Annotated in this window: 17 protein-coding genes; 11 read left to right on the forward strand and 6 right to left on the reverse strand. The window is 42.6% G+C overall.

Features of this window, described 5'->3' with window-relative positions; all coding sequences use genetic code 11:
• Positions 1-3: 3 nt before the first annotated feature.
• Positions 4-1,068 carry a 3-dehydroquinate synthase gene (gene aroB / locus BUB08_RS15645; RefSeq protein ID WP_073002856.1) on the reverse strand — a complete coding sequence of 355 codons (1,065 nt, stop codon included), beginning with the start codon at positions 1,066-1,068 and terminating at the stop codon, positions 4-6.
• Positions 1,069-1,162: 94 nt separating this feature from the next.
• Here aroB and BUB08_RS15650 point away from each other — a divergent pair, with 94 nt between their 5' ends.
• Positions 1,163-1,615, forward strand: coding sequence for a hypothetical protein (locus BUB08_RS15650; RefSeq protein ID WP_073002857.1), 453 nt, complete (start codon positions 1,163-1,165; stop codon positions 1,613-1,615).
• Positions 1,616-1,633: 18 nt separating this feature from the next.
• Positions 1,634-2,740 (forward strand): DNA-processing protein DprA, encoded by a 1,107-nt coding sequence (gene dprA, locus BUB08_RS15655; RefSeq protein WP_073002858.1) that lies wholly within the window; start codon positions 1,634-1,636, stop codon positions 2,738-2,740.
• Positions 2,741-2,785: 45 nt separating this feature from the next.
• On the opposite strand, the gene BUB08_RS20385 is transcribed toward dprA, so the two are convergent.
• Together BUB08_RS20385 and BUB08_RS15660 are read right to left on the reverse strand one after the other, a co-directional pair.
• Positions 2,786-2,944, reverse strand: a complete 159-nt coding sequence (locus BUB08_RS20385) for a hypothetical protein (RefSeq protein WP_175550025.1) — start codon at positions 2,942-2,944, stop codon at positions 2,786-2,788.
• Positions 2,928-3,515 (reverse strand): ATPase, encoded by a 588-nt coding sequence (locus tag BUB08_RS15660; protein WP_073002859.1) that lies wholly within the window; start codon positions 3,513-3,515, stop codon positions 2,928-2,930. Before BUB08_RS15660 ends, BUB08_RS20385 begins: the two co-directional genes overlap by 17 nt.
• Positions 3,516-3,599: 84 nt before the next feature.
• Between BUB08_RS15660 and BUB08_RS15665 the strand changes: the two genes are divergently transcribed.
• Entirely contained in the window at positions 3,600-4,922 is a 1,323-nt protein-coding gene (locus tag BUB08_RS15665) for a DEAD/DEAH box helicase (RefSeq protein ID WP_073002860.1), read from the forward strand.
• 138 nt (positions 4,923-5,060) lie between these two features.
• Here BUB08_RS15665 and BUB08_RS15670 read toward each other — a convergent pair whose 3' ends face one another.
• Both BUB08_RS15670 and BUB08_RS15675 read right to left on the reverse strand, forming a co-directional pair.
• Entirely contained in the window at positions 5,061-6,407 is a 1,347-nt protein-coding gene (locus tag BUB08_RS15670; RefSeq protein WP_073002861.1) for a 1-acyl-sn-glycerol-3-phosphate acyltransferase, read from the reverse strand.
• On the reverse strand, positions 6,404-7,363 hold the full coding sequence (locus tag BUB08_RS15675) for a bile acid:sodium symporter family protein (protein WP_073002862.1): 960 nt from the start codon (positions 7,361-7,363) through the stop codon (positions 6,404-6,406). The genes BUB08_RS15670 and BUB08_RS15675 overlap by 4 nt, the downstream gene beginning before the upstream one ends.
• A gap of 553 nt (positions 7,364-7,916) precedes the next feature.
• On the opposite strand from BUB08_RS15675, the gene BUB08_RS15680 reads away from it, so the two are divergent.
• The 8 genes from BUB08_RS15680 (at position 7,917) to BUB08_RS15715 (ending at position 21,328) form a co-directional block, all read left to right on the forward strand.
• Positions 7,917-9,488 (forward strand): glycerol-3-phosphate dehydrogenase/oxidase, encoded by a 1,572-nt coding sequence (locus BUB08_RS15680; RefSeq protein ID WP_073002863.1) that lies wholly within the window; start codon positions 7,917-7,919, stop codon positions 9,486-9,488.
• Between the two features lie 77 nt (positions 9,489-9,565).
• On the forward strand, positions 9,566-10,900 hold the full coding sequence (gene glpT, locus BUB08_RS15685; protein ID WP_073002864.1) for a glycerol-3-phosphate transporter: 1,335 nt from the start codon (positions 9,566-9,568) through the stop codon (positions 10,898-10,900).
• A 32-nt stretch (positions 10,901-10,932) separates the two neighbouring features.
• Complete coding sequence (locus BUB08_RS15690) at positions 10,933-11,862, forward strand: HAD family hydrolase (RefSeq protein WP_073002964.1); 930 nt, start codon at positions 10,933-10,935, stop codon at positions 11,860-11,862.
• Positions 11,863-11,910: 48 nt separating this feature from the next.
• Complete coding sequence (locus BUB08_RS15695) at positions 11,911-12,669, forward strand: glycerophosphodiester phosphodiesterase family protein (protein ID WP_217651633.1); 759 nt, start codon at positions 11,911-11,913, stop codon at positions 12,667-12,669.
• A gap of 30 nt (positions 12,670-12,699) precedes the next feature.
• Positions 12,700-14,679: a calcineurin-like phosphoesterase C-terminal domain-containing protein gene (locus BUB08_RS15700; RefSeq protein ID WP_073002965.1), complete on the forward strand. Its 1,980-nt coding sequence runs from the start codon at positions 12,700-12,702 to the stop codon at positions 14,677-14,679.
• Positions 14,680-14,706: 27 nt separating this feature from the next.
• Positions 14,707-17,970 (forward strand): SusC/RagA family TonB-linked outer membrane protein, encoded by a 3,264-nt coding sequence (locus BUB08_RS15705; RefSeq protein ID WP_073002866.1) that lies wholly within the window; start codon positions 14,707-14,709, stop codon positions 17,968-17,970.
• Positions 17,971-17,991: 21 nt separating this feature from the next.
• The gene (locus tag BUB08_RS15710; protein WP_073002867.1) at positions 17,992-19,791 is read left to right on the forward strand and encodes a RagB/SusD family nutrient uptake outer membrane protein; all 1,800 of its coding nucleotides are present in this window, start codon (positions 17,992-17,994) and stop codon (positions 19,789-19,791) included.
• A gap of 34 nt (positions 19,792-19,825) precedes the next feature.
• Entirely contained in the window at positions 19,826-21,328 is a 1,503-nt protein-coding gene (locus tag BUB08_RS15715) for a BACON domain-containing protein (protein ID WP_073002868.1), read from the forward strand.
• 403 nt (positions 21,329-21,731) lie between these two features.
• Here the strand turns inward: BUB08_RS15715 and BUB08_RS15720 are convergent, their stop codons facing one another.
• A complete protein-coding gene (locus BUB08_RS15720) occupies positions 21,732-22,643 on the reverse strand; it encodes a helix-turn-helix domain-containing protein (RefSeq protein ID WP_073002869.1) in 912 nt (303 codons plus the stop codon).
• Between the last annotated feature and the right edge of the window lie 15 nt (positions 22,644-22,658).

A 22,658-nucleotide genomic window follows, 5' to 3' on the forward strand; every position in this document is an offset into this window, starting at 1 on the left:
AAATTAAAGTTCGCTGTAATATTTTAAGGCGTCGAAAATGAGTTCCTTCTCGCAGTTGTGGTTAATTTTCATTTTTCCCGGTTCAGAAATCAGTGTGAAATTGATTCTACCCGATTCATTCTTTTTGTCGTGGGTCATTAATTCAAACAACCTGTCAAAATCACTTTCGTTGATTTCAAACTTCCCATAAATTTTTAACAGCCATTGAGTTAGTTCGTTGCTGTAGGTCTCGTCCAGTTCGCAGTTTTTTACTGACAGAAACAGTTCTACAATCATTCCCCAGGCAACTGCAAAACCGTGCAATACCGGACGGTTCTGTTCCATTGCCAGGCTTTCAAACGCATGTCCGGCAGTGTGTCCGAGATTCAGCGCTTTGCGAATGTTTTTTTCGGTAGGGTCGTTAAAAACAAAATATTCTTTTATGTCAACCGAGTGCTGGATAATCTGAAGCAGGCTTTTGTAATCGATGTCATTAAGGTTAAAGCCTTTTAGTTCATCCAAATGGTCGGTGCTTTTAATCAGCCCGTGTTTTATCATTTCGGCAAAACCCGACAAGAAGTTGGGGTGGTCGATGGTTTCCAGAAAATCGGTGTTAATGATGACTGCAACAGGATTTTTAAATGTGCCGATTTCGTTTTTCAGCCCGTTAAAGTTGATGCCTGTTTTCCCACCAACCGATGCATCTACCTGAGAAAGCAGGGTAGTGGGGACGTTAATGAAATCGACTCCGCGTTTGAATGTTGACGCTGCAAACCCTGCAAGGTCGGTTAGCATTCCGCCGCCAATGTTAATTACCAGAGATTTACGATCGGCTCCGTTTTTTGACAGAAACTCCCAGATTTTGATTACTGACTCCAGCTTTTTGTTGCTTTCTCCTGCCGGCAGGACTATTTTTTTTATGGATTGAAATTCGATGAATTTACTGAATTTTGGCAGCCACAATTTATCCACATTTTCTTCTGTTACCAGAAAAACTTTCCCTTTGTCGTAACCGGCTGCCCAATCGGTGAGTTCAATTTCCGGAGAATCAGTGTAGATTATTTTCGAGTATACTTTTGAATTTTCCATAGTTACCTGCTAAATTGCGGCAAAGTTACAATAAATTTGTTCTCAACTTTTTTTTGCGCTGTAAGGCCACGGGTTTTCATAAAAAATTAGGATAATGACCATTTCGAATAAACAAAAGATTGCTTTTTTACGCCGCATTTTTTTTCTGGTTAGTTTAATTATCGCATTAATAATACTGGCGCTTTTTTTATTGGACTACACACTTTACGGGCTGGCAGGAATAGGAGTTTTTGCGCTGTGGTTTCTTTACTTTCAGGTGGCCGATTATCAGTTTATTGAATTTGACGATGCCAACGGAAAGGTGTTACTGCGCTATTACAAAGCGGTTAGGTTTGGGAAAGTAAGTTTTAATTCGATAGAGTTTCCCCAGTCAATGTTGTACAGTGCGCATTTCGATAATTCCGTTTTTGGGCGGATGTCGGATTTAACGCTGGTGGTTAAAACCCGAAGAGGAATTGCCGAGTACCCTTCGGTAAGTTTAACCGCGCTTACGAAAGAACAACGAAGATTTTTGCAGGAAAGGTTGTTGCAAATATTAGGTGTTTAATTTTTTTTCTCCGGACACATGGAACAAAATGTATTATTTTATAAAATAGCGCTTTCAATGGTTCCCGGCATTGGCGGAGTTTTGGCACGCAATCTGGTGGCGTACACCGGCAGTGCCGAAAACGTTTTTTCAGAGCCGGACAAAGCGCTGATAAAAATTCCGGGAATTGGAAAGGTGAATGCCAAACGCTTGAAAAACAGTGCTGTGTTTGAAAGAGCAGAGAAGGAGCTTGAGTTTATCCGAAAATACAATATTGATGTTCGTTTTTATACTGATAAATGCTATCCGCGCCGACTGAAAGCCTGTCCGGATGCACCTGTTATTTTGTACTCCAAAGGAAATGTAAATGCTGACGAAGAACGGGTTGTAAGTATCGTGGGTACCAGAAATGCAACTGATTACGGCAAAATGATTTGCGAACAGTTGATTTCTAAGTTTGCCGAACGCAATTACCCGATACTGATTGTGAGCGGGCTGGCTTACGGAATAGATATTCAGGCGCACAAAATGGCGCTGAAATACGGGGTGCCGACAGCCGGCGTGGTGGGTCACGGATTGGATGTAATTTATCCGTCATTACATGCTGAAACTGCCCGGAAAATGATGGGAAACGGAGGATTGATTACCGATTTTCCCAGCGGAACTAAAATTGACCCGTCCAATTTTGTTCGGCGCAATCGTGTAATTGCCGGCCTTGCCGATGCTACTATTGTTGTTGAATCTGCAGAAAAAGGTGGTGCGTTAATTACTGCAGAAATTGCATCGTCATACAACCGTGACGTATTTGCTTTCCCGGGGAGGGTAGATGAAACTTATTCGCGAGGCTGCAATCGCATTATCCGGCTTAATGGCGCAAGCCTAATTCAGGATATTGATGACCTCGAATTTTTTATGGGATGGGAAACTCAGCAAAAAGTACAGACAGTGCAACCTTCTCTTTTTGTGGAACTAACTGCCGACGAAAAAAAGGTTGTAGAACTTCTGCAAAGGGAAGGTGAATTGTTTATCGATCAGATTTCCTCAGAACTAAGAATGCCCGGGAGCAAAGTTTCAGCATTGCTGCTGAACATGGAGTTTAAAAGTTTGCTCGTGGTTTTGCCCGGGAAAATGTATAAGTTGAAATAACTTGGTATCAGTTCAAAAATAAATATTTCGAATCAAATTAACGGATTAGAGCTCGCATGCAGGAATACGCACTACCCTTCCTTCATCGTCTGAAACTACCAGTTCCAGGTTACGTGCTTTTTTTGTCTGAATGAGTTTTTCCTGATAGATCTCAAGTCCTTTTAAAATTTTCTCGCGAATTTCATTTTTATTTTTCATCTCCATTAACTAAAGATTTTAAGCGGCCAAATTTAGTAATATTTTTGATAATCGACGACTTGCTTTTTGTCCCCTCGGCGATCAGCTCCGATGACATTTTTTGTGAATTGTCGAAAATCATCCAATAGTCACTTATAGGAATGTAGATGTCAAATAGGTTTTTTATGCCTGCATAATATCTCCTGCCGATAACATGCTTGGGTACATGGTGGCCCCCTTCAAGCACTCTGTTTTCAACCCTTTCGTAAGCCAGCTCAACTGAGTTTAGCCAAAAGAAAATGAGCGTAGTTTCATAACCCGACTTCTTCGATTTGAAAATTGTGTTCCGAAATGTTCGGGAAGATAACGTGGTTTCAAAGGCAAAATCTTTCTGAAGAGGGAAGAAATCATTAATCTTTTTTAACATTATTCTACCTGCTTCGATGGAAGATAATTCCGGATTTAATGGTGAAAGTCCACGTGCAATTTCATCTGCATTGATAAAAATGTCGCATTTAAGCATCTCCGGCAACACCGTAAACGATGCCGTAGTTTTTCCTGCGCCGTTGCACCCGGCAATGATATATAAATTTGGCATATTTTTGTATTCTGGGCTAAAGATAAAAATTAAACCTGTAACCAATAGAAGTTAGTATCAACCAACTTTTCCTATTTTTGCACAATGAATAAAACATTTGAGGATCTCAAAATTGCCAAGTCAATATTAAAGTCGTTGAACGACATCGGTTTTAAAACGCCTACCCCAATTCAGCAGGAGGCCATTCCGAAAATTAATTCGGGGGTGAATGTGGTGGGAGTTGCGCAAACCGGAACCGGAAAAACAGCGGCGTACCTTCTGCCTCTGCTCACCAAGCTGAAGAAGCCGGAAGGAACAGATCCCCGGGTGGTTGTGTTGGTTCCGACCCGCGAACTTTCTATTCAGGTAGGGGAGGATGTGGCCGAGCTCACTTCGTGGTCTGAATTACGCCATGCAGCAGTTTTTGGCGGAATTGGCTGGACCAAACATGCCGAATTACTAGCTCCCGGAATTGACGTTCTGGTGGCAACTCCTGGCCGATTAATGGATTTGTATCAGGCGGGTGCGTTGTCGCTAAAAAAGGTAAAATACCTGGTTATTGATGAAGCCGACCGAATGCTTGACATGGGGTTTCAGCCTCAGCTACGTAAGCTTTTTGAAATTCTTCCGAGTAAAAGGCAGAATCTTCTTTTCTCCGCTACTTTTTCTGAGGCAATTGAAAAACTGGCCGAAGAGTTCCTCGATTTTTATGACAAGCTTGAAGTTGCGCCTTCTGCTACTCCGGTGCAGGAAGTGAATCAGGTTGCTTACAAAGTGCCCAATTACCGCACAAAACTTAACCTGATTAAATATTTGTTAGCCGATGAGGAGACATTTTCGCGAATCATCATTTTCGTGAAAACCAAGGAGCATGCCGACGGGGTGTTCAAGGTTATTCAGCGGAAGGTGGAAGGGGAGAAAAGAATTCTGCACTCCAATAAAGGCCAAAATGCACGAATAAATGCTATTCAGGCGTTTAAAAATGGCGAAGTCCGTATTTTAATTACAACCGATGTGTCGGCAAGAGGACTGGATGCCAGCATGGTGAGCCACGTTATAAATTTTGACGTTCCTCCAAATTACGAAGACTATGTTCACCGGATTGGACGAACAGCACGCGCCGGAAATCGTGGTGATGCAATTACCTTAATTGATGCTTCGGAAGAGTGGCACTGGAAAAAAATTGAGGAACTGGTGCGCATGGAAATTCCGCTTCAGGAAATGCCGGAAGGTGCGGAAATAGTTGACACTGAGTTTGATGAACGCCAGCAGCAATTGCGTGAGATTGACCGCCAGCGTAAGATTGATGATCCTTCCTATCAGGGCGCTTTTCATCAAAAGAAAAGGAAAATTCAGTCGAAAAGGTCGTTCGAAGATAAATTTAAGCGTACCAAGCCCAAGCAGAAAAAGCAAAAAGGAAGAAGATAGTCATTGCCCGGGATGCAACTAATAAATGTTGTGTCTTTTGATGAGGGGTGTTCGTGTTTACTATATTTTTGAATTCAAAAGGGAAGGAGTGGTTAGTTGGAATTTTCTAAATAGCATATTCCTGTTTTTCGCTCAATTTTAATTCGAAATATGTTTGTCCAGAAGGTCGAATAGTTCTTTTTGACTCGTTTTTATTTGATTGTAGGTTTTCTTTTTGAACCATTTTAAGACAAGCAGCCGGCACCGGCCAATGTTTTTCCGTAACAGAATGTACCAGTTGAATGCAATTTTCCCCGTAAAAGGTAAACTTGCCAGAAATCCTGCTTTTAGCCAGAACCCCGGGATGAGCCACGATACTGCCAGTAGCTCGAGGAGGTAAAAAATGGGGAACAGGACAATTCCTGCCACCAGAAAGAAGGTGCTCCAGAACGATTGATCTTTTATTTTCTTTCGGGTTACCCTGTCAATAAGAAAAAAAGGAATGGCATTGAAAATAAATCCATATAAGAACAGAGGGAATCCAATCAATAAGATGATTGAGCTAAGGAGAAATTTTATGATATGCTTCTGATTTTCATCAAGCAGCCAGCTCTTCAGTCGGTAATTGCGCAGAAGTTTTGCATACTGTTTTGCTTTGTTAACTGCTTTTTCTGCTTCTTCCGGATGAGCTGCCTCCAGTTTGTCTAATCCATTTACTAGTTTTTGGTCGGAGTTAAAAAGGTTTAATGCAGACAATTTAATATTGTCTCTTTTTAGAAAATGTCTGCCATAAACTGCTCTGATACGCTCAAACTCTTCGTAATATTTTTTGCTTTTGATATTAATGGTCAGCGGCGAAATAGCGTCGTAAATTTCATTTTTCAGGGCAATTGTCGCGGCATTTTGGTTCTGTTTGTGTGTGGCAAGAAATTGTTTTACAGAAATAGGTTCACCAAAATTAACAATCACTGTTCCGTTGAACTTCCAGTAATGACTGTAATAAATGCCGGTTGGAATAATTTGAATGTCAAGCTGGTTGTTGGTTTTTTCTTCTGCCATGAAAACAATCCGCGGCACTGCTTTTTTATGAACCAGCATTTGGCGTTTGGCCGAGTGAGCAGCTTCCGGGAAAAGTGCCAGAGCTGAGTTGTGTTCAAGTACTTTTATGGAATTAGCAAAAGTTTGTTCGTTTTTTTCGAGGTTTTCCATGCCGTCGCGCAGTCGGTAAACCGGCATAATTTTCAGGAATTTTAAAATGGCATCTATCGTTTTCGACTTTCCGAAAATATCTGCGCGTGCCAGCCAAACCGGCTGAAAATGTGTGTTCAATAAAATAGCCATCGGGTCGCTCAGCGCATTTTGATGGTTGGGCGCAAACACAATCGGTTTATTATCCGGAATTTTTTCTTCACCGGTAATAATCGTCTTTTTGTGAGTTGCCCAATCCGCAAATTTGATGTACTGTTTTAGTGTCCAGTACCCCCATGACCATTTTTCGTAACTCATCTTACTGCGGGTTGATATAACGGTTTTTTTGCCCATAAAGCTGAAAGGGTGAGACCACTGACAATGTGCCAAACTCCCCACCAAGCCGCAATAAAAGTCATTCCTCCCAACTCCAGTTCCGGCGGAAAAATCTTTGGATTGAACATCAATACCAATGCCAGTCCCGAATTTTGAATACCGGTTTCCAGCGTAACTGTTCGCCTGTCAACCCGGGGCAGCCGTGCCAGAGAACTGACCGAAAAACCTGCTCCCAATGCCAACCCGTTGTGGACTAATACAATCAGGAAAATGATGTGGATGTATTTAATAAAGTTGCTGAAATTAGCCGACAATAAAATAATGACAAACCCGATAAAAATGATGATGGATGCTTGTCGGATCGGTTTCTTTATCTTTTTTGTAAGTTTCGGGAAATACTGCGAGAAGAAAAGTCCCAGAATCACCGGGATTCCCAACAGAATAACGACGGTTTGCACCATCTGAAAAAAATCTATTTCAATAGGAACGAGAAAACTTCCGGCTCCGGCTTTGTTGTAATATTTAAGGAATAGTTTTCCCCAAAGGGCAAAGTTTAGCGGCGTCATAAATGTTGCCCCCAGCGTGGCCACTGCGGTCAGACTCACCGATAGGGCAATATTCCCTTTCGCCATGGCGCTCATAAAATTTGAAATGTTTCCGCCCGGACACGATGCAATCAGAATCATACCAAGTGCAACTGTTGGCGTTGGGTTGAGTACCAAAACCAAAAGAAAGGTTATAAACGGTAGTAGAAAAAACTGTGATATCATTCCAATAATAGCCGATTTGGGCTTCATGATAACATCTTTAAAATGCTCCATCTTAATATCTAAAGCCACACCAAACATGATAAAGGCGATGGTGACATTTAATGCAAACAGACCCGAAGGGGAAAAATTTAACCGGACGTGATCGAGGACTTCCAGCGCTTCTTTCATAACATTTTCATTAAAAACTAACCCCGAAAATAGAAAAACAAATGGGAATGACAATGAAACGATTTTTTGAAATTAGACATACTTCCTTTTTTGCCTTCTTTGAAAACAACAAAAGTTGGTGTATACAGATTTGAAAAATTTACTTTATTTTCTGTAAGTTGTTTTCCTGCATTCTTTTAGTTCTTTCCTGATGGCGCCGGACTTTTTACTTGTATTGCCTCCAAAACAGGTATTAATTTTTCGTTTGCCTTTTTGTGAAATAAGTGGCTGAATAAAATGAATCGTCTATCCTTTTTCAATATTTATTGGTTTCGTGTCGAAGTTTAAATATCAGGAGCTTTTGCTGTCGGCATAATTTTGTTCTAAAAGATTTGGTTTTGAGGTTTGTATTTGCGTTGTGTTGTGGAGAGAGTTATGTTTTGCGTTGGATGGAGAGAGTGTCGTTTGTTATGGTTGTTATAAAATTTGTTTCGATATATTTCAGAAAATTTCGATTTTGTTTTGATTTGTTGTCGGGACTTTTTAATTTTGAACAAATAACTTAATATCAGATATGAAACGGGAAGATGATATTCAACAATTGAGAGACTCAAAGGATAGTTGGGATTTCATTGTAATAGGTGGAGGTGCCACCGGGCTGGGGACAGCAGTTGACGCTGCGAGCCGCGGGTACAAAACAATTTTGCTGGAGCAGGCTGACTTTGCAAAAGCAACATCGAGCCGAAGTACAAAGCTTGTTCACGGCGGCGTAAGGTATTTGCAAAAAGGCGATGTTGCATTGGTTCGCGAGGCTCTGCGTGAACGTGGTTACCTGAGTAGAAATGCTCCGCATCTGGTAAAAAACCAGCGTTTTATCATTGGGAACTATCAATGGTGGGAGAAGCCTTTTTATACAATTGGTCTGACGGTGTACGATGTTTTGGCAGGCCGGATGGGACTGGGGCATTCGCTCCCGATGGGGAAGAAAGATGTAATTAAACACATTCCGCAGATTGAGCAAAATAGCTTAAAAGGTGGCGTATCTTATCAGGATGGACAGTTTGATGACTCCCGCCTGGCGGTTAATTTAATGCAGACAGCTGTTGAGAACGGTGCCACAATTTTGAATTATACCAAGGTGACACAGCTTTTAAAGGATACCGATGGAAAAGTTTCGGGAGTTGTTGTTGAAGATAAAATTGGCGGAGAAAGTTTCGAATTGAAAGGTAGTTGTATTGTAAATGCGACTGGAATTTTTGTAGATGACATCATAAAAATGGATAGCCCGGAAGAAAGACCGATGGTGCGTCCAAGCCAGGGCGTTCATCTTGTGGTTGATAAATCATTTTTGGGTGGAGACGATGCTATTATGGTACCAAAAACCAGTGATGGCAGGGTGATGTTTGGCGTTCCCTGGCACAATCGGGTAATATTGGGAACTACCGATACACCTGTTGATGAGTTTGTGCTTGAGCCGAAAGCATTAGAGCAGGAAGTCGATTTTATATTGGAAACCGCCGGCAGGTACCTGGCTAAAAAACCTCAGCGGAAAGATGTCCTTTGCGTTTTTGCCGGTCTGCGCCCGTTAGCCGCTCCAAAAAAACATTCAGAAGAAGCAAAAACAAAAGAGATTTCACGCAGTCATAAATTGGTGACTTCAGATTCCGGGTTGGTTACTATAACCGGCGGAAAATGGACGACTTACCGAATAATGGCAGAAGAGACGGTTGACCTTGCCATAAAAACCAAAGCTATCGCGTTTAAGCCTTGCAAAACAAAGCATCTGAAAATACACGGATATCTACAAAGTCCCGATAGAAATAATCATCTATATATATATGGTAGCGATCAGGAAAAAGTTGTTCAACTACAAAAAAGCAATCCTGAATATGCGAAAAGGCTGAGCGATAAACTGGAATTTACTGCAGCAGAAGTAGTTTGGGCTGTGCGCGAAGAAATGGCTCTTACTGTTGACGATGTGCTTGCACGCAGAGTCAGGGCTTTGTATTTGGATGCCAGGGCTTCAATTGAAATGGCGCCCGCTGTTGCCGCTATTTTGGCCAAGGAACTTAATAAAGATAAAGCCTGGGAAGAAGACCAGGTTCAGCAGTTTACTGAATTGGCAAAAGGCTACTTTTTGTCATAGAAATGTAACAAATACTTTACTCGAAAATAATATTGGCTGCATACATTTGCCGCCGATTAAATAAAAGATGAATTAAAATGATAAAATTTCTAAAACCTGCACCTCACAAAGAACTATTGCCCAAAGAAAAAATAGACCCTGAATATAAAAAACTTCGTTTTCAGGTTTTTATGGGCATTTTTGTCGGGTACGCAGGATATTACCTGGTACGGAAAAACTTCTCCCTGGTAATGCCCGATTTAATAGAACAAGGATACTCCAGAGGTGCTCTGGGTATTATTTCATCGGCAGTTTCAATTTCATATGGCCTCAGCAAATTTTTAATGGGTGGTGTTTCGGACAGAAGCAACGCCCGTATTTTTTTAAGCCTGGGACTGTTGTTGTCCGGAATCACAATATTTAGTCTAGGTACTATTCCGGTGCTTACCTCATCAGTTACCATTATGTTTATGGTTATGCTGGTAAATGGTTGGTTTCAGGGAATGGGGTGGCCGCCCTCTGGTCGCGTAATGGTGCATTGGTTTTCCACAAAAGAAAGAGGAACAAAAATGTCGATTTGGAATGTCGCTCACAATGTTGGCGGCGGACTTATCGGTCCTTTGGCAGTGTTGGGGGTTGCAATTTTTGGCGACTGGCACAGTAAACTGTACTTCCCGGCAATGATTGCCATCTTAATCTCATTTATTGCCTATTTGCTTATTCGGGATACACCGCAATCTTGCGGGCTGCCCAATATCGAAAAGTATAAAAATGATTATCCCAAAGACTATAATGAGAAGTACGAAAAAGAGTTTTCTCCCAGAGAGATATTTTTCACTTACGTTTTCAGAAATAAATTTTTGTGGCTGATTGCCATTGCAAATATCATGGTGTATCTGGTTCGCTACGGCATACTCGACTGGGCTCCAACCTACCTGAAAGAAGCTAAAGATTTTTCGGTGCAAGAGTCTGGCTGGGCATATTTTGCATACGAATATGCAGGAATTCCGGGAACTCTGCTTTGCGGATGGATATCGGATAAAGTGTTTAAAGGAAGGAGGGCCCCTGCCATTGTAATTTACATGGTATTGGTAATGGCGGCAATTTACGTGTACTGGAAGAACCCTCCCGGACACGTGATGCTCGATAATATTGCACTTATTGCAATCGGTTTTCTGATATACGGACCGGTAATGTTAATTGGAGTTCAGGCACTCGATTTGGTGCCCAAAAAAGCAGCAGGTACCGCTGCCGGTCTTACCGGGCTATTTGGTTACCTGGGAGGCGCGCTCGGCGCAAATATCGCCATCGGTTTTATTGTTGACCACATGGGATGGGATGCCGCATTTATATTAATGTTGGTAGCCTGTGTTATTGCAATTTTGTTTACTGCTCTCACCTGGAACACCGAGAAAAAACGTTTATTGGCTTAAACCAAAAAATCAAAATTAAAATGCTTGAACAGATGAAACGAATATTAATTGCCTTTTCTCTTTTTGTGTTTTGCCTGGCACAAACAACACATGCACAAACGTTCAGAACAATTAAAGGTTGGTCTGATGACGTTAACAATCGGTTAGAGAGTTTTCTGAACTCAACCATTGTTATGAAAGAACGAAAAGTTGCGGTGTTCGATTGCGACGGAACAACTTTTGGTCAGGTACCGCATTATTTGGCAGATGAGGCATTGTACCAGTATGCCGACGATGTTTTGAAAACAAGAAGCGACAAAGCGTCCAAAGAAAAGCTTGATATTTTGGATCGCATGGTAAAGAATGGAAACAATGTTGGAAAGGTTTATGTGGAAGATCGGATTCATTTTTTAGCCGGTCTCACCCCGGAGCAGATTGAAACAATTGGGTACGATTGCTACAGAAAATCATATAAAGGGAAATTTTATCCTGAAATGAAAGAGCTGATTGCAAACCTGAAGGAATATGACTTTGAGGTTTGGATATTAACGGCATCTCCTGAGTTGCTTTACCAGAAATTTGTAGCCGAAGAACTTGGCTTGTCCACCATTAATATTTTAGGTGCAAAATGTGTAATTGAAGGCGGAAAAACAACGGGCGAAATAATTCCGCCAATTCCGCAGGACGATGGCAAAGCACATACCATCGAAACATTCATAAAAGCGCGCCCTCTTATTGTTGGTGGAAATAGCCGGGGCGACATGGATATGTTAAATGAATCTTTCGGGCTGCAAATCGTGGTTAATCCTGATGACAAAACAGTAAGAGGGCCGGAAGACGGCCCCATGAACGGACACACGGTAAAGTCGTACTGGGAAAAAGAAGGGGCGCTAATTGTAAAATGCAACGACGTAGCCGATCCCAAAATGGATTTTCATACAACAAAATGGAAAATCAGGCAGAACAGGCCGAATCCTAAGTAAAGAGGTATTATTTTTTTAATTTTATTTTAACGGATTATTTGTTTGACTATGAGAAGAATATTGTTTTTTGCGTTGTTTTTATTTCTAACAGTTTTTACCATGCATGCGCAAGTGAAGGTAATAGCTCATCGCGGGTACTGGAAGGCGCCCGGATCTACTCAAAATTCGTTGTCTTCCTTCGCTAAAGCGGATTCCGTTGGAGCATTCGGCTCCGAGTTTGACGTTTGGATGACGATAGATGGAAAATTGGTTGTTAATCATGATAAACAGTTTAAAGGGGTGAACATGGAAACTACACCGTTTTCCGAAATCCGCAAAGTGCGTTTGGATAATGGTGAGCAAATTCCTACTCTGGATGAATATCTGAAAATGGCAGCAGGTAAACCGGAAACGCGTATTGTTTTGGAAATGAAATCGCTGACCGATCTCTCCAGAGAAGACGAGTCCGCAGCAAAAATTGTAAAAGCTCTGAAAAAGCATAAACTGCTGGACAGAACTGATATTATAGCCTTTTCTATAAATGCTTGTTTGGCTTTCAAAAAATTGATTCCCGACACCAAAATTTATTATTTGGATGGCGATTTGTCTCCGAAGAAAATAAAAAAATTAGGGCTGGCAGGGATTGATTACTCGGTCAAAACATTGAGAAAGCATCCCGAATGGATAGAGGAGTCGCACAAACTGGGATTGGAAGTGAATGTTTGGACAGTGGACAAAGAAGAGGACATGAAGTATTTTATCGAAATGGGTGTGGATTATATTACAACGAATTATCCGGAACATTTACAGAAATTGCTTGCGGAATAAGAATAGATAGATTTTAAACGAATGAGAAAAATGAAAAATATACTGGAATACAATAAAATTCTATTGTATTTGGTCTTGGCTGTAATTTTATCGCTTTACGGTTGCAATGGAGGGAATGACCACGAAGAACCTGTAGATGATTTCAATATACAGATTAGTCTTCCTTCTGCAATTGACGTAACCCAGGGGGGCGAATATGTTTTTACGGCGCAAGGTGGAGGCGGACTAAAAATGTCCGATTCATTCCTTCTGGAGTCGGGAGGCATTTCTTACGTTTGCCCTGTCACCGCTGTTTCTTCCACAGGATTCACGGTGCAGATTTCCAATGAATGTAAAACCGGCGAATACAATGTTTCCGTTAAACGGGATTTACGGAAGAAGCCAGTTGGGAAAATATACATCAATATTGTTGACTTTTTGTTTACGCCTGACGAAGGCACTACAATATATGGCATTGTTAAATCGGAAGAAGGCGGCGTGAAAGGCGTCGTGGTTTCAGACGGTGTGGAAGTGACCACCACCGATGAAAAAGGCATTTATCAACTCAAGTCTGCGAAGAAAAGAAATTATGTCTTTATTTCTGTTCCGAGCAATTACGAAGCGCCCTCTTCGGGTGTGCTTCCTCAGTTTTTTCAAACATTAAAAGCCAATGCCAACACGGTAGAACGGGTAGACTTTACGCTTAACAAGGTTGCCGGACAGGATGCCTACAAAGTATTTATGCTTGGCGACATGCACCTGGCTGCCCGAACAAACGACCTTAGCCAGTTTTCGGCTTTTACTACTGACCTGAACAACTACAGGAACGCCAACGCTTCAAAAAAAATGTACGCAATTACCCTGGGAGACATGACCTGGGATTTGTACTGGTATTCAAATAATTTTGGCTTATCCGAATACCTGAACACCATAAACAGTCAGGTGAAAAATTTGCAGATATTCCACACCATCGGCAACCACGATTACGATTACCAAGCGACTTCCGATTTTACTGCGGAGCTCCAATATATGAACTACATTGCCCCTACCTATTACTCTTTTAATATAGGTGAAATTCATTATGTTGTGATGGATGATATCGATTGCAGTGAGTACGACGGAACAACTTCCCGCAAATACAAAAAACTGACTTCTGCAGAACAGTTGAGCTGGCTTGAAAAAGATCTCTCTTATATCGACAAGTCAACGCCTTTGGTTGTTGTAATGCACGCACAAGTATATTATCCTTTGCAAACTGGCGAATTTAGGATAGACCACGACATAGCCAGTACCGAGCAACTATTCAACATTTTGAGCGGTTATAAAGTGCATTTTGTGACGGGGCATACACACATGACTTTCAACGTTACGCCGGAATCAGCGGTTACAGGCGGAAATGATTTCTACGAACATAACACAGGAGCTGTCTGCGCCTCGTGGTGGTGGTCCGGAAATTTAACGCCGGGTATTCACATCAGCCCCGACGGTACGCCGGGCGGATATGCGATTTGGGATGTTTCGGGGAAAGATTTGCAATATGTTTACAAGGCCACCGGATGGTCGGAAGACTACCAATTCCGCAGTTACGACCTGAACAATGTACATTTTTCGCTGGCAGATGTTCCGCTGATGCCATCCTCTGTTCCCGCTTCGGTTAAGAATAAGTATATGCAGTATGTTGATGCCTACCCGGCAAACAATAACAACGAGTTGCTGATAAACATCTGGAACTGGAATCCGAACTGGACGCTGACCGTAACTGACGAATACGGAAAGAGACTGACTCCTGAAAAAGTTTGGGCATACGACCCGCTGCATATTGCAGCCCTTTCTGTGAAGCGCTTCAACTCGGCTAGTCTGAAGTCTACTCCCAGTTTTATTACCGAAAAGTTTACTCACTTTTTTAAGGTGAAAGCCGATAATCCCGATACAGATATGATCATTACCGTTAAAGATGAGTTTGGGCACATCTGGACGGAAAACATGCAACGTCCCAAAGTCTTCTCTACAGATTCTTATAAAACAAAATAAAAAATTAATTTAAACACTTATGAATCAATGAAAGCAATCAAATTCTCTATTTTGTTGCTACTGTTATTTGCGTTGGAGGGCTTTTCGGTTCTTTCCGCTCAGAACAGAACGGTATCGGGAAAAGTTTTTGATACCCAGCAAGAACCTCTTATCGGAGTAACCATTCAGCTCGAAGGTACCACTCAAGGCACTGTTACTGCCACTGATGGATCTTTTAGCATTACGGTTCCATCAGAGGCTGTTGTTTTGAATATCTCTTATGTGGGTTACATGGCTCAGAAAGTCAGTGTGGCTCCGGATCAAAATGACATCGAGATTTACATGGAAGAAGATGTCATTTTAATGAATGAAATGGTAGTTGTCGGTTATGGAACACAGAAAAAGGTTAACCTGACCGGCGCAGTTACAACGGTAGATAGCAAAGGGCTTGAAAACCGTGTGTCCCATTCGGTGACCAATATGCTGCAAGGCTCAGTTCCGGGTCTTAACATCACTACTTCTTCGGGCGTACCCGGCAGTTCGCCCAACATCAATATTCGTGGTGTAACTTCCATTAACGGCGCTTCGCCGTTGGTGCTGATCGACGGTGCTGTTGGCGACCTGAACCGTGTTAACGCAAACGACGTAGAATCAATTTCGGTCATTAAAGATGCGTCGGCTGCTGCTGTTTACGGTGCGCGCGCGGCTTTTGGGGTTATCCTGGTTACAACAAAATCGGGGGCGGCGCAAGAGAATAAAGCGACAGTTCGTTACAGCGGCCGCTATGGATGGGAAAGCCCAACAACTTCTACCGAGTATGAAACTACCGGATATTGGTCGGTATATACCGTCAACAAGTTCTGGAAAGCTGACTCTGGAACACTTTACGTCAATTATACTGACCGCGATATGCAGCAGTTATTAGCCCGTGTAAATGATAAGACCGAGAATCCCGACCGTCCCTGGGTAGTCGAAGAAGTGAGAAACGGACGGAACCAGTGGGTTTATTACGGTAACTACGACTGGTGGCACATGCAATATCGGGATAGCCATCCTGTGCAACAACAGAATATTTCCATCAGTGGAGGAACGGAGGACGTTAAGTATCTTGTATCGGGTGCTTATGATCGTCGGGAGGGTATTCTGAAAGTTCATCCTGATATTTTTAATAGATACAATTTGCGTTCGAAGATTGATTTCCGGATTAACAAGTGGATGACGATGACAAATAATACCTCGTTCTTCGCTTCTGAATATAACTTTCAGGGAGATGGCAGCGTTGAGAATACGATTGCCTATGGCGCAAGGCATGCACTTGCAAATTTCCCGATGAAAAACCCTGATGGTTCATGGCTTTACAGTACCCCATATCTGAACTATAAAGTAGGTAACGGTCGTCACATTATGCTTGGCGAAGGGTCGCACCGTAACGTAAACAGGGCATCTGATTTTTCTAACACTACCCGTCTTGTACTCACTCCGATAAAACAGTTGAGCATTACGGCAGACTTTACTTATCGTCAGTACCAGACACGTAATACAAGTCGTTCCAATAACCTTTTTTTCCGGGAGTATCCGGATGCGCCGCTTGACTCGTATGCAACCGGCGCCGGCGCCAACCGGCTCGACGAATCGGTTAATACGCGTAATTACTACTCAACAAATATGTTTGCCAATTATAGCCAAACGTTTGGCGAGCACAATTTGTCGGGTGTTGTCGGGGTCAATTACGAAACCCTGAAACTGAAAAATCTGTCAGCATACGGCGAATATCTGTCTTCTTCAACACTGGATGATTTGAATCTCGTTGGGCAAAATTCTGAGGGGCAAACAATTACAGGTGTAGGAGGCGGGCAAAATGCATACGCTTTGGCCGGTGTTTTCGGTCGTATCAACTACGATTATAAGAACCGCTATCTGTTTGAGGTCAGCGGCCGTTACGACGGAACTTCGCGTTTTGACGCCGACAGCCGGTGGGGATGGTTCCCTTCTGCTTCGGCAGGCTGGCGTATTTCTGAAGAGTCTTTCTTTGAATCGGCTCGGAACATGATCGACAACCTGAAGCTGAGGGCCTCTTTTGGAAGCCTGGGTAATCAAAATGTTTCTTCTTATTATACCTATTTGCGGTTGGTGTCTATCAATGACTTCGCAGGATATTCATTCAACGAAGGCAGCACTATGGGCAAATATTCGTCGCTGGGCGCCCCTGTGGCTTCCGACCTGACCTGGGAAACGGCAGCGCAGTGGGATGTCGGTTTCGACCTTACCATGGTTAATAACCGGCTGAACTTTACGGCCGACGTCTATATTCGCGATACCAAAAACATGTTGACCGACGGTATTGAATTGCCTTCAGTATACGGAGCTTCTGTTCCGAAAATGAATACGGCCGATTTGCGCACAAAAGGTTACGAGTTGTCTGCCTCTTGGAGAGACCAGCTAACCGTGATCAGCAAACCACTGGAGTACAGTATTGGGGTAAACGTCAGCAACTACATAAGTACCATTACTAAGTACGATAATGCCGATAAAACTTTTGCCAAAAGCTATTACGAAGGTATGCGCCTTGGAGAGATTTGGGGGTTTGTTACCGACGGACTGTATCAGAGCACCGAAGAAGCGCAGGCATATGCCCAAGAGGTTGATTTAAGTTTTATCAACAGCCGGATCACCGGAGGATGGCAGGCAGGTGACCTTAAGTTTTTAGACCTTGACGGGGATAAAATACTGGGTATCGGCAGCAATAGTGTTAACGATCCGGGCGACCGGAAAATTCTGGGGAACTCGCTTCCGAGTTTTTCTTATGGTATTAATACAAGCATTCGCTGGTATGGTTTCGATGTATCTGCATTCTTCCAGGGAACCGGAAACCATTACTGGTATCCTACCGGACAGTCAATGCCATTCTGGGGACCTTATTCGTATCCTTATCTCACTTATTTGCAGAAAGATTTTCTGAAAGATGTATGGGCAGAAGATAACCGGGATGCGTACTTCACGCGACCAATGGCTTATTCAGCTACTTCCGGCCCTTTGAGTAAAGTCAACGACCGTTATCTCCAGAATCTGCGCTATCTGCGTTTCAAAAACCTGACCATCGGTTACACTATTCCGTCTGGTTTGACGAATAAAGCGGGCATTGATGTGGTTCGTTTCTATTTTTCGGGTGAAAATCTTTGCTATTGGTCGCCCCTTAAGAAACGTACGAAATACATTGATCCCGAAGGAGCACTTGATAGAAGCGGTGCTTACAACAACAGTTTTTATCCCTGGCAAAAGACCTTTATGTTTGGTGTAGATATTACTTTTTAACACGATAAAGCTATGATTAAGATGAAACGTTTTACTATAATAGCCATAACATTGCTTATGGGGCTTTCGGCTTGTAATGATCTTCTTGATCTGAAGCCTTTGAGCCAGATTTCACAGGCGGATTATTTCCAGACGGAAACAGATCTTCAGCTTTTCAGCAACCCTTTCTACAATAACTTGCTGGACAAATCACCCTACGATTTGCAGAGCGACCTTTATGTTTGCCAAAATCTGTCGGACATAATGTTGGGAGGCACCAAGCGCACCGTTCCCGCTTCGGGTGGCGGATGGTCGTGGACAGACTTGCGCAGGATGAATACATTGATAGCCTATGCCGATCAGTGCAAGGACGAGAATGCTGTTATTAAATACACTGCATTAACCCGATTCTTCCGTGCTTTTTTCTATTTCGAAAAGATAAAACGCTTCGGCGATGTGCCGTGGTACGAAGTTGAACTGGGTTCGGCAGATGAAGCACTCTACAATGCCCGCGATTCGCGCGAATTGGTTATGACCAAAATGATTGAGGACATTGATTACGCCATTGCTAATCTTCCTAGCAAGGCAAATGAAACAAGTAGTCCGTACCGTGTTAACAAATATGCCGCTATGGCGCTGAAAGCTCAGTTTTGCCTGTACGAAGGTACATACCGGAAATATCACGCCCTCAATCTGGAAGGACACGACTATAATTATTATCTGGAACAAGCGGTAACAGCGGCGCAGAACTTAATGAATGATGGCGCATACAGCCTGTACAGTACTAATCATCCGGAAAGCGATTACCTGACGCTTTTTGCACAAGAAAATGCTGATCCGAACGAGTATATTCTCGCTATTAAATTCGACTACGGGCTTAATATATACCATAATGCTACAGCCCATACGCTGGTACCAACACAGGGACGACCTGGACTAACCCGCAAGATGGTGAATACTTATCTGAAAAAAGACGGTACGGCATTCACCAATCAGTCGGGCTGGCAGGAGATGTCATTCCTCGAAGAAATGACAGACCGCGATCCTCGTCTGGCTCAAAGTATCCGTACACCGGGCTATACACGCATTGGGCAAACAACAGTGCTGGCACCCGACCTTTCGATAAGTGTTACCGGTTATCAGCCCATTAAGTTTGTTCAGGATCCAAAAGCATCGGGTGGCAACGTAGATCGTAACGACCGTTCTACTTGCGACTTGCCGGTTTACCGGTATGCCGAAGTGCTTCTCAATTATGCTGAAGCAAAGGCAGAACTTGGTACCTTGATGCAGTCCGACCTCGACGAATCTGTCAATCTGATCCGTCAGCGTGCAGGAATGCCTAACCTTGATATGAACGTTGCCAACGCTAATCCCGACAGATATCTTTCTGACGCAGAAACAGGATATCCGAATGTTACGGGTGCAAACAAAGGTGTCATCCTCGAAATTCGTCGCGAACGGGCCATTGAACTGAATCAGGAAGGATTTCGCTTCGACGACCTGACACGCTGGAAAGCCGGTTATTGTATCGACCAGTCTACTTACGGCATGTATTTCCCCGGTCCGGGAGCATACGATTTGAGTGGCAACGGACAGGCTGATGTAACACTTTATGCCAATGGAACACCTAAACCTGACGTTACTTCCGGAGTAGCGTATGAGATAGGAAGTGAAATTATTCTTTCAGGAGGCGATAAAGGTTATATTTACTACCACAAAAGTATTGAACGCACTCCTTTCAACGAGGGGCGCGATTATCTGTACCCGATTCCGATTAACGAGCGTTCGCTCAACCACAATCTTACGCAAAACCCGGGTTGGAACGATGGACTCTCTTTTTAACTGAAAATGGTAATTGATAAAAAATTGCAAAATCATGAAACGTACAAATTATATCATCTTCTCTATTCTACTGGTGTTTGCAAGCCTCTTGCAGGGCTGCAACGATGAAGAGAGCGGACTGTCGAAGGCTGTTTTGGCGAGCGCCGCTACGCTAAATTTTGAAGCGACCGGAACATCGGAGAAAATCATCACTGTTTATGCTGATGCCGACTGGATTACGGAAGTTCCCGAATGGGTAACAGTCACGCCCACTTCCGGTACAGGAACCATGGATGTTACAATTAATGTAACGGAAAATATTCGCGAAGGCTCTGTTGACAATCCCCGCAAGGCTGCGCTTGTATTCAAGGGCGGCACGCTGGCTAGCCGCGCCGAAGTGGTAATTTTTCAGGAAGGAGACAAGTATCGCGACTGTGAAGAGTACACGCTTGCCGAATTGGCCGAATTGGAAAACGAAACGGTTGTTATTGTTCCGCAGGTTACTGTAACGGCAGCCACAACAAAAGGCTTCATTGTAAGCGATGGAACTGTAAATATTTTTATGCAAAGTTCCTCTGTTGTAGGCGTTGGCGACAACGTTTCGGTAAAAGGAACAAAGCTCTACGACACTCATTCGCTTTCATACGTAGAATGCGACGAAGCGACTGTTAATGCTACGGGTGGCGAGGTAAACTATCCTGCCGCAGTAGATATTACTGATAAGCTGGATACTTACACCTCCACCTCGAGAACTTTTATTACGGTCAACGGTATACTAAATGGTAATAACGTAACAGTGGAAGGCGCTGATTATTCTGTTGCAATAACAGATGCTCCGGAAAATTTTGACCTTGCTCCGTTGAATGGGCATAAAGTAAAAGCTACTGGTTATTTTGCAGGTGTGGCCGCTCCCGTTGTTAAGCTAAACGCTACTGCTGTTGAAGATCTCGGCGTAGTGGAAATTATCTATTTTGCTGAGGATTTTGAGTGGTTGAACCCTTGGGCTGAAGCAAGCTCAGCCGGGCAAACAGTTGAGACGGACAATCTTAGCGCGACTGCACCTCAGATATCGTCTTCGTCTACAGTTGTTGACGGCATTACCGCCAATGATGCGCTTCTCCAAAAAGGTTATCAATTCCTCCGTGTTACTCCTACAAGTACCGATGCGGGAGAGTGTATTTATCTTCAGAACAATTACCTTAAGTTCGGAAAAACGGGTTACCAGGCCGGTGCCGTTTTACCAAAAATTGAAGATATTCCTTCTGGTGTAACAACCGTTCTGTCGTTCGACTGGTGCCCGATGAGGCAGGGATCGGGCAAAATAGATCCCGTGAACCTGGTCGTCATTGTTACTAACGGAAGCGATGAAGTAACATTCGAGATACCCGAATCGGGTTTCGAGAGTGGTCATGTGCTAGAGTGGGTCAGAGCCGAAGTAGAGCTCACCGGTGTTACGATTAGTAACGATACTAAGATTACGATCCATGCGACTCAATGGCAGGTATCTACAGCCAATCGCTGGTTCCTCGATAATATTAAACTTGTAAAGGCTAATTAACAAATTGCCGGATTACCAGAGAGACCGCCCGATATCTTTTGGGTGGCCTCTTTGTTGTTTCTAGTTGGTTCTGCTTATTCTTTATATTGCAGAAAGCCAACTTGAAAAGAATAATTTACGAGAAGAAAGCTTGACGAATCGGAAAATCGTTTACAAACAGTATATTTCAGACGAATGACTGTGTTGATTTAATTAACCGATTGTTAAAGAATGTGTTATTGGAAAACATGCTTCTATTCAAATACAATGCCATCGGCCGGGTGCATGTTGCGGCTGGCAAACCGCTAACCCCGGTATGCAATATGCACATTGTTAAGCGCTGGCATTTTGTCTTTCATTGTTATCAGTTGTTGCTGAGTTATTGCCCGCGTTGACAAAATAACAAGAAGGAATGATAAAATAGTTAATTAAACGATTGTCTGAACTCCAAAGGTGAAATGTTTGTCTTTGTTTTGAAAAGTTTGCTGAATGATTGTGAATGCTCAAAACCCAATTCGTAAGCAATTTCGCTCACAGAAAGATTTGTTGTAGATAGTTTTTCTTTGGCCACTTCAATCAGTTTGTTATGAATGTGTTGCTGTGTACTTTGTCCTGTCAACGTTTTTAACAATCCACTTAAATACTTTGGTGATATATGTAATGCGTCCGCTATATCTTGAACTTTGGGTAATCCTTTGATTATTAATTCTTCCTGATTGAAATAGTTGGCAAGTAGTTTCTCCAGTCGGGCAAGAATTTCGTGATTTGAAATTTTGCGTGTAATGAATTGGCGTTGATAAAACCGCTCGGAATAATTCAGCAAGGTTTCAATTTGTGAAATGATAATGTCCTGACTGAATTTATCAATGTTACTATGGTATTCCTGTTGGATGTTTTGAACAATGTTATTTAAAATATCTTCTTCTTTTTCAGAAAGAAAGAGGGCTTCATTGACCGAATAATCAAAGTATTCGTATTTCTTAATTTTTGTTGCCAATGACGTGTTCCACAAAAAATCGGGATGTATCAGTAATAACCAACCCGAACGATTTTCATTTAGGCTGTTATTGGTTCTTAAAATCTGATTTGGTGCCATAAAATACAATACCCCTTCATCAAAATCGTATTGCTGTTGTCCGTAAAACATCTTACTCACACCACGCTTTAATGAAATGGTGTAGTAACCAAAAAGTAAGGTTGTTGACTCTTGGTTTGTCGTGCGATGCAATTTTGCATAGTCCACAATACTGATAAGCGGATGTTCGGGTTTAGGCAAACCATTCAACTGATGAAATTCACTGATTGTTTTTATACGAATAAGTTTTTGATTTGCCATATTGCAAAGATAATT

Source organism: Mariniphaga anaerophila (assembly GCF_900129025.1).
Taxonomy (GTDB): Bacteria; Bacteroidota; Bacteroidia; order Bacteroidales; family Prolixibacteraceae; genus Mariniphaga; species Mariniphaga anaerophila.

Coding starts and splice junctions, on each gene's coding strand:
- aroB (WP_073002856.1), bottom strand. CDS start 1,068: ATGGAAAATTCAAAAGTATACTCGAAAATAATCTACACTGATTCTCCG.
- BUB08_RS15650 (WP_073002857.1), top strand. CDS start 1,163: ATGACCATTTCGAATAAACAAAAGATTGCTTTTTTACGCCGCATTTTT.
- dprA (WP_073002858.1), top strand. CDS start 1,634: ATGGAACAAAATGTATTATTTTATAAAATAGCGCTTTCAATGGTTCCC.
- BUB08_RS20385 (WP_175550025.1), bottom strand. CDS start 2,944: ATGGAGATGAAAAATAAAAATGAAATTCGCGAGAAAATTTTAAAAGGA.
- BUB08_RS15660 (WP_073002859.1), bottom strand. CDS start 3,515: ATGCCAAATTTATATATCATTGCCGGGTGCAACGGCGCAGGAAAAACT.
- BUB08_RS15665 (WP_073002860.1), top strand. CDS start 3,600: ATGAATAAAACATTTGAGGATCTCAAAATTGCCAAGTCAATATTAAAG.
- BUB08_RS15670 (WP_073002861.1), bottom strand. CDS start 6,407: ATGAGTTACGAAAAATGGTCATGGGGGTACTGGACACTAAAACAGTAC.
- BUB08_RS15675 (WP_073002862.1), bottom strand. CDS start 7,363: ATGAAAGAAGCGCTGGAAGTCCTCGATCACGTCCGGTTAAATTTTTCC.
- BUB08_RS15680 (WP_073002863.1), top strand. CDS start 7,917: ATGAAACGGGAAGATGATATTCAACAATTGAGAGACTCAAAGGATAGT.
- glpT (WP_073002864.1), top strand. CDS start 9,566: ATGATAAAATTTCTAAAACCTGCACCTCACAAAGAACTATTGCCCAAA.
- BUB08_RS15690 (WP_073002964.1), top strand. CDS start 10,933: ATGAAACGAATATTAATTGCCTTTTCTCTTTTTGTGTTTTGCCTGGCA.
- BUB08_RS15695 (WP_217651633.1), top strand. CDS start 11,911: ATGAGAAGAATATTGTTTTTTGCGTTGTTTTTATTTCTAACAGTTTTT.
- BUB08_RS15700 (WP_073002965.1), top strand. CDS start 12,700: ATGAAAAATATACTGGAATACAATAAAATTCTATTGTATTTGGTCTTG.
- BUB08_RS15705 (WP_073002866.1), top strand. CDS start 14,707: ATGAAAGCAATCAAATTCTCTATTTTGTTGCTACTGTTATTTGCGTTG.
- BUB08_RS15710 (WP_073002867.1), top strand. CDS start 17,992: ATGAAACGTTTTACTATAATAGCCATAACATTGCTTATGGGGCTTTCG.
- BUB08_RS15715 (WP_073002868.1), top strand. CDS start 19,826: ATGAAACGTACAAATTATATCATCTTCTCTATTCTACTGGTGTTTGCA.
- BUB08_RS15720 (WP_073002869.1), bottom strand. CDS start 22,643: ATGGCAAATCAAAAACTTATTCGTATAAAAACAATCAGTGAATTTCAT.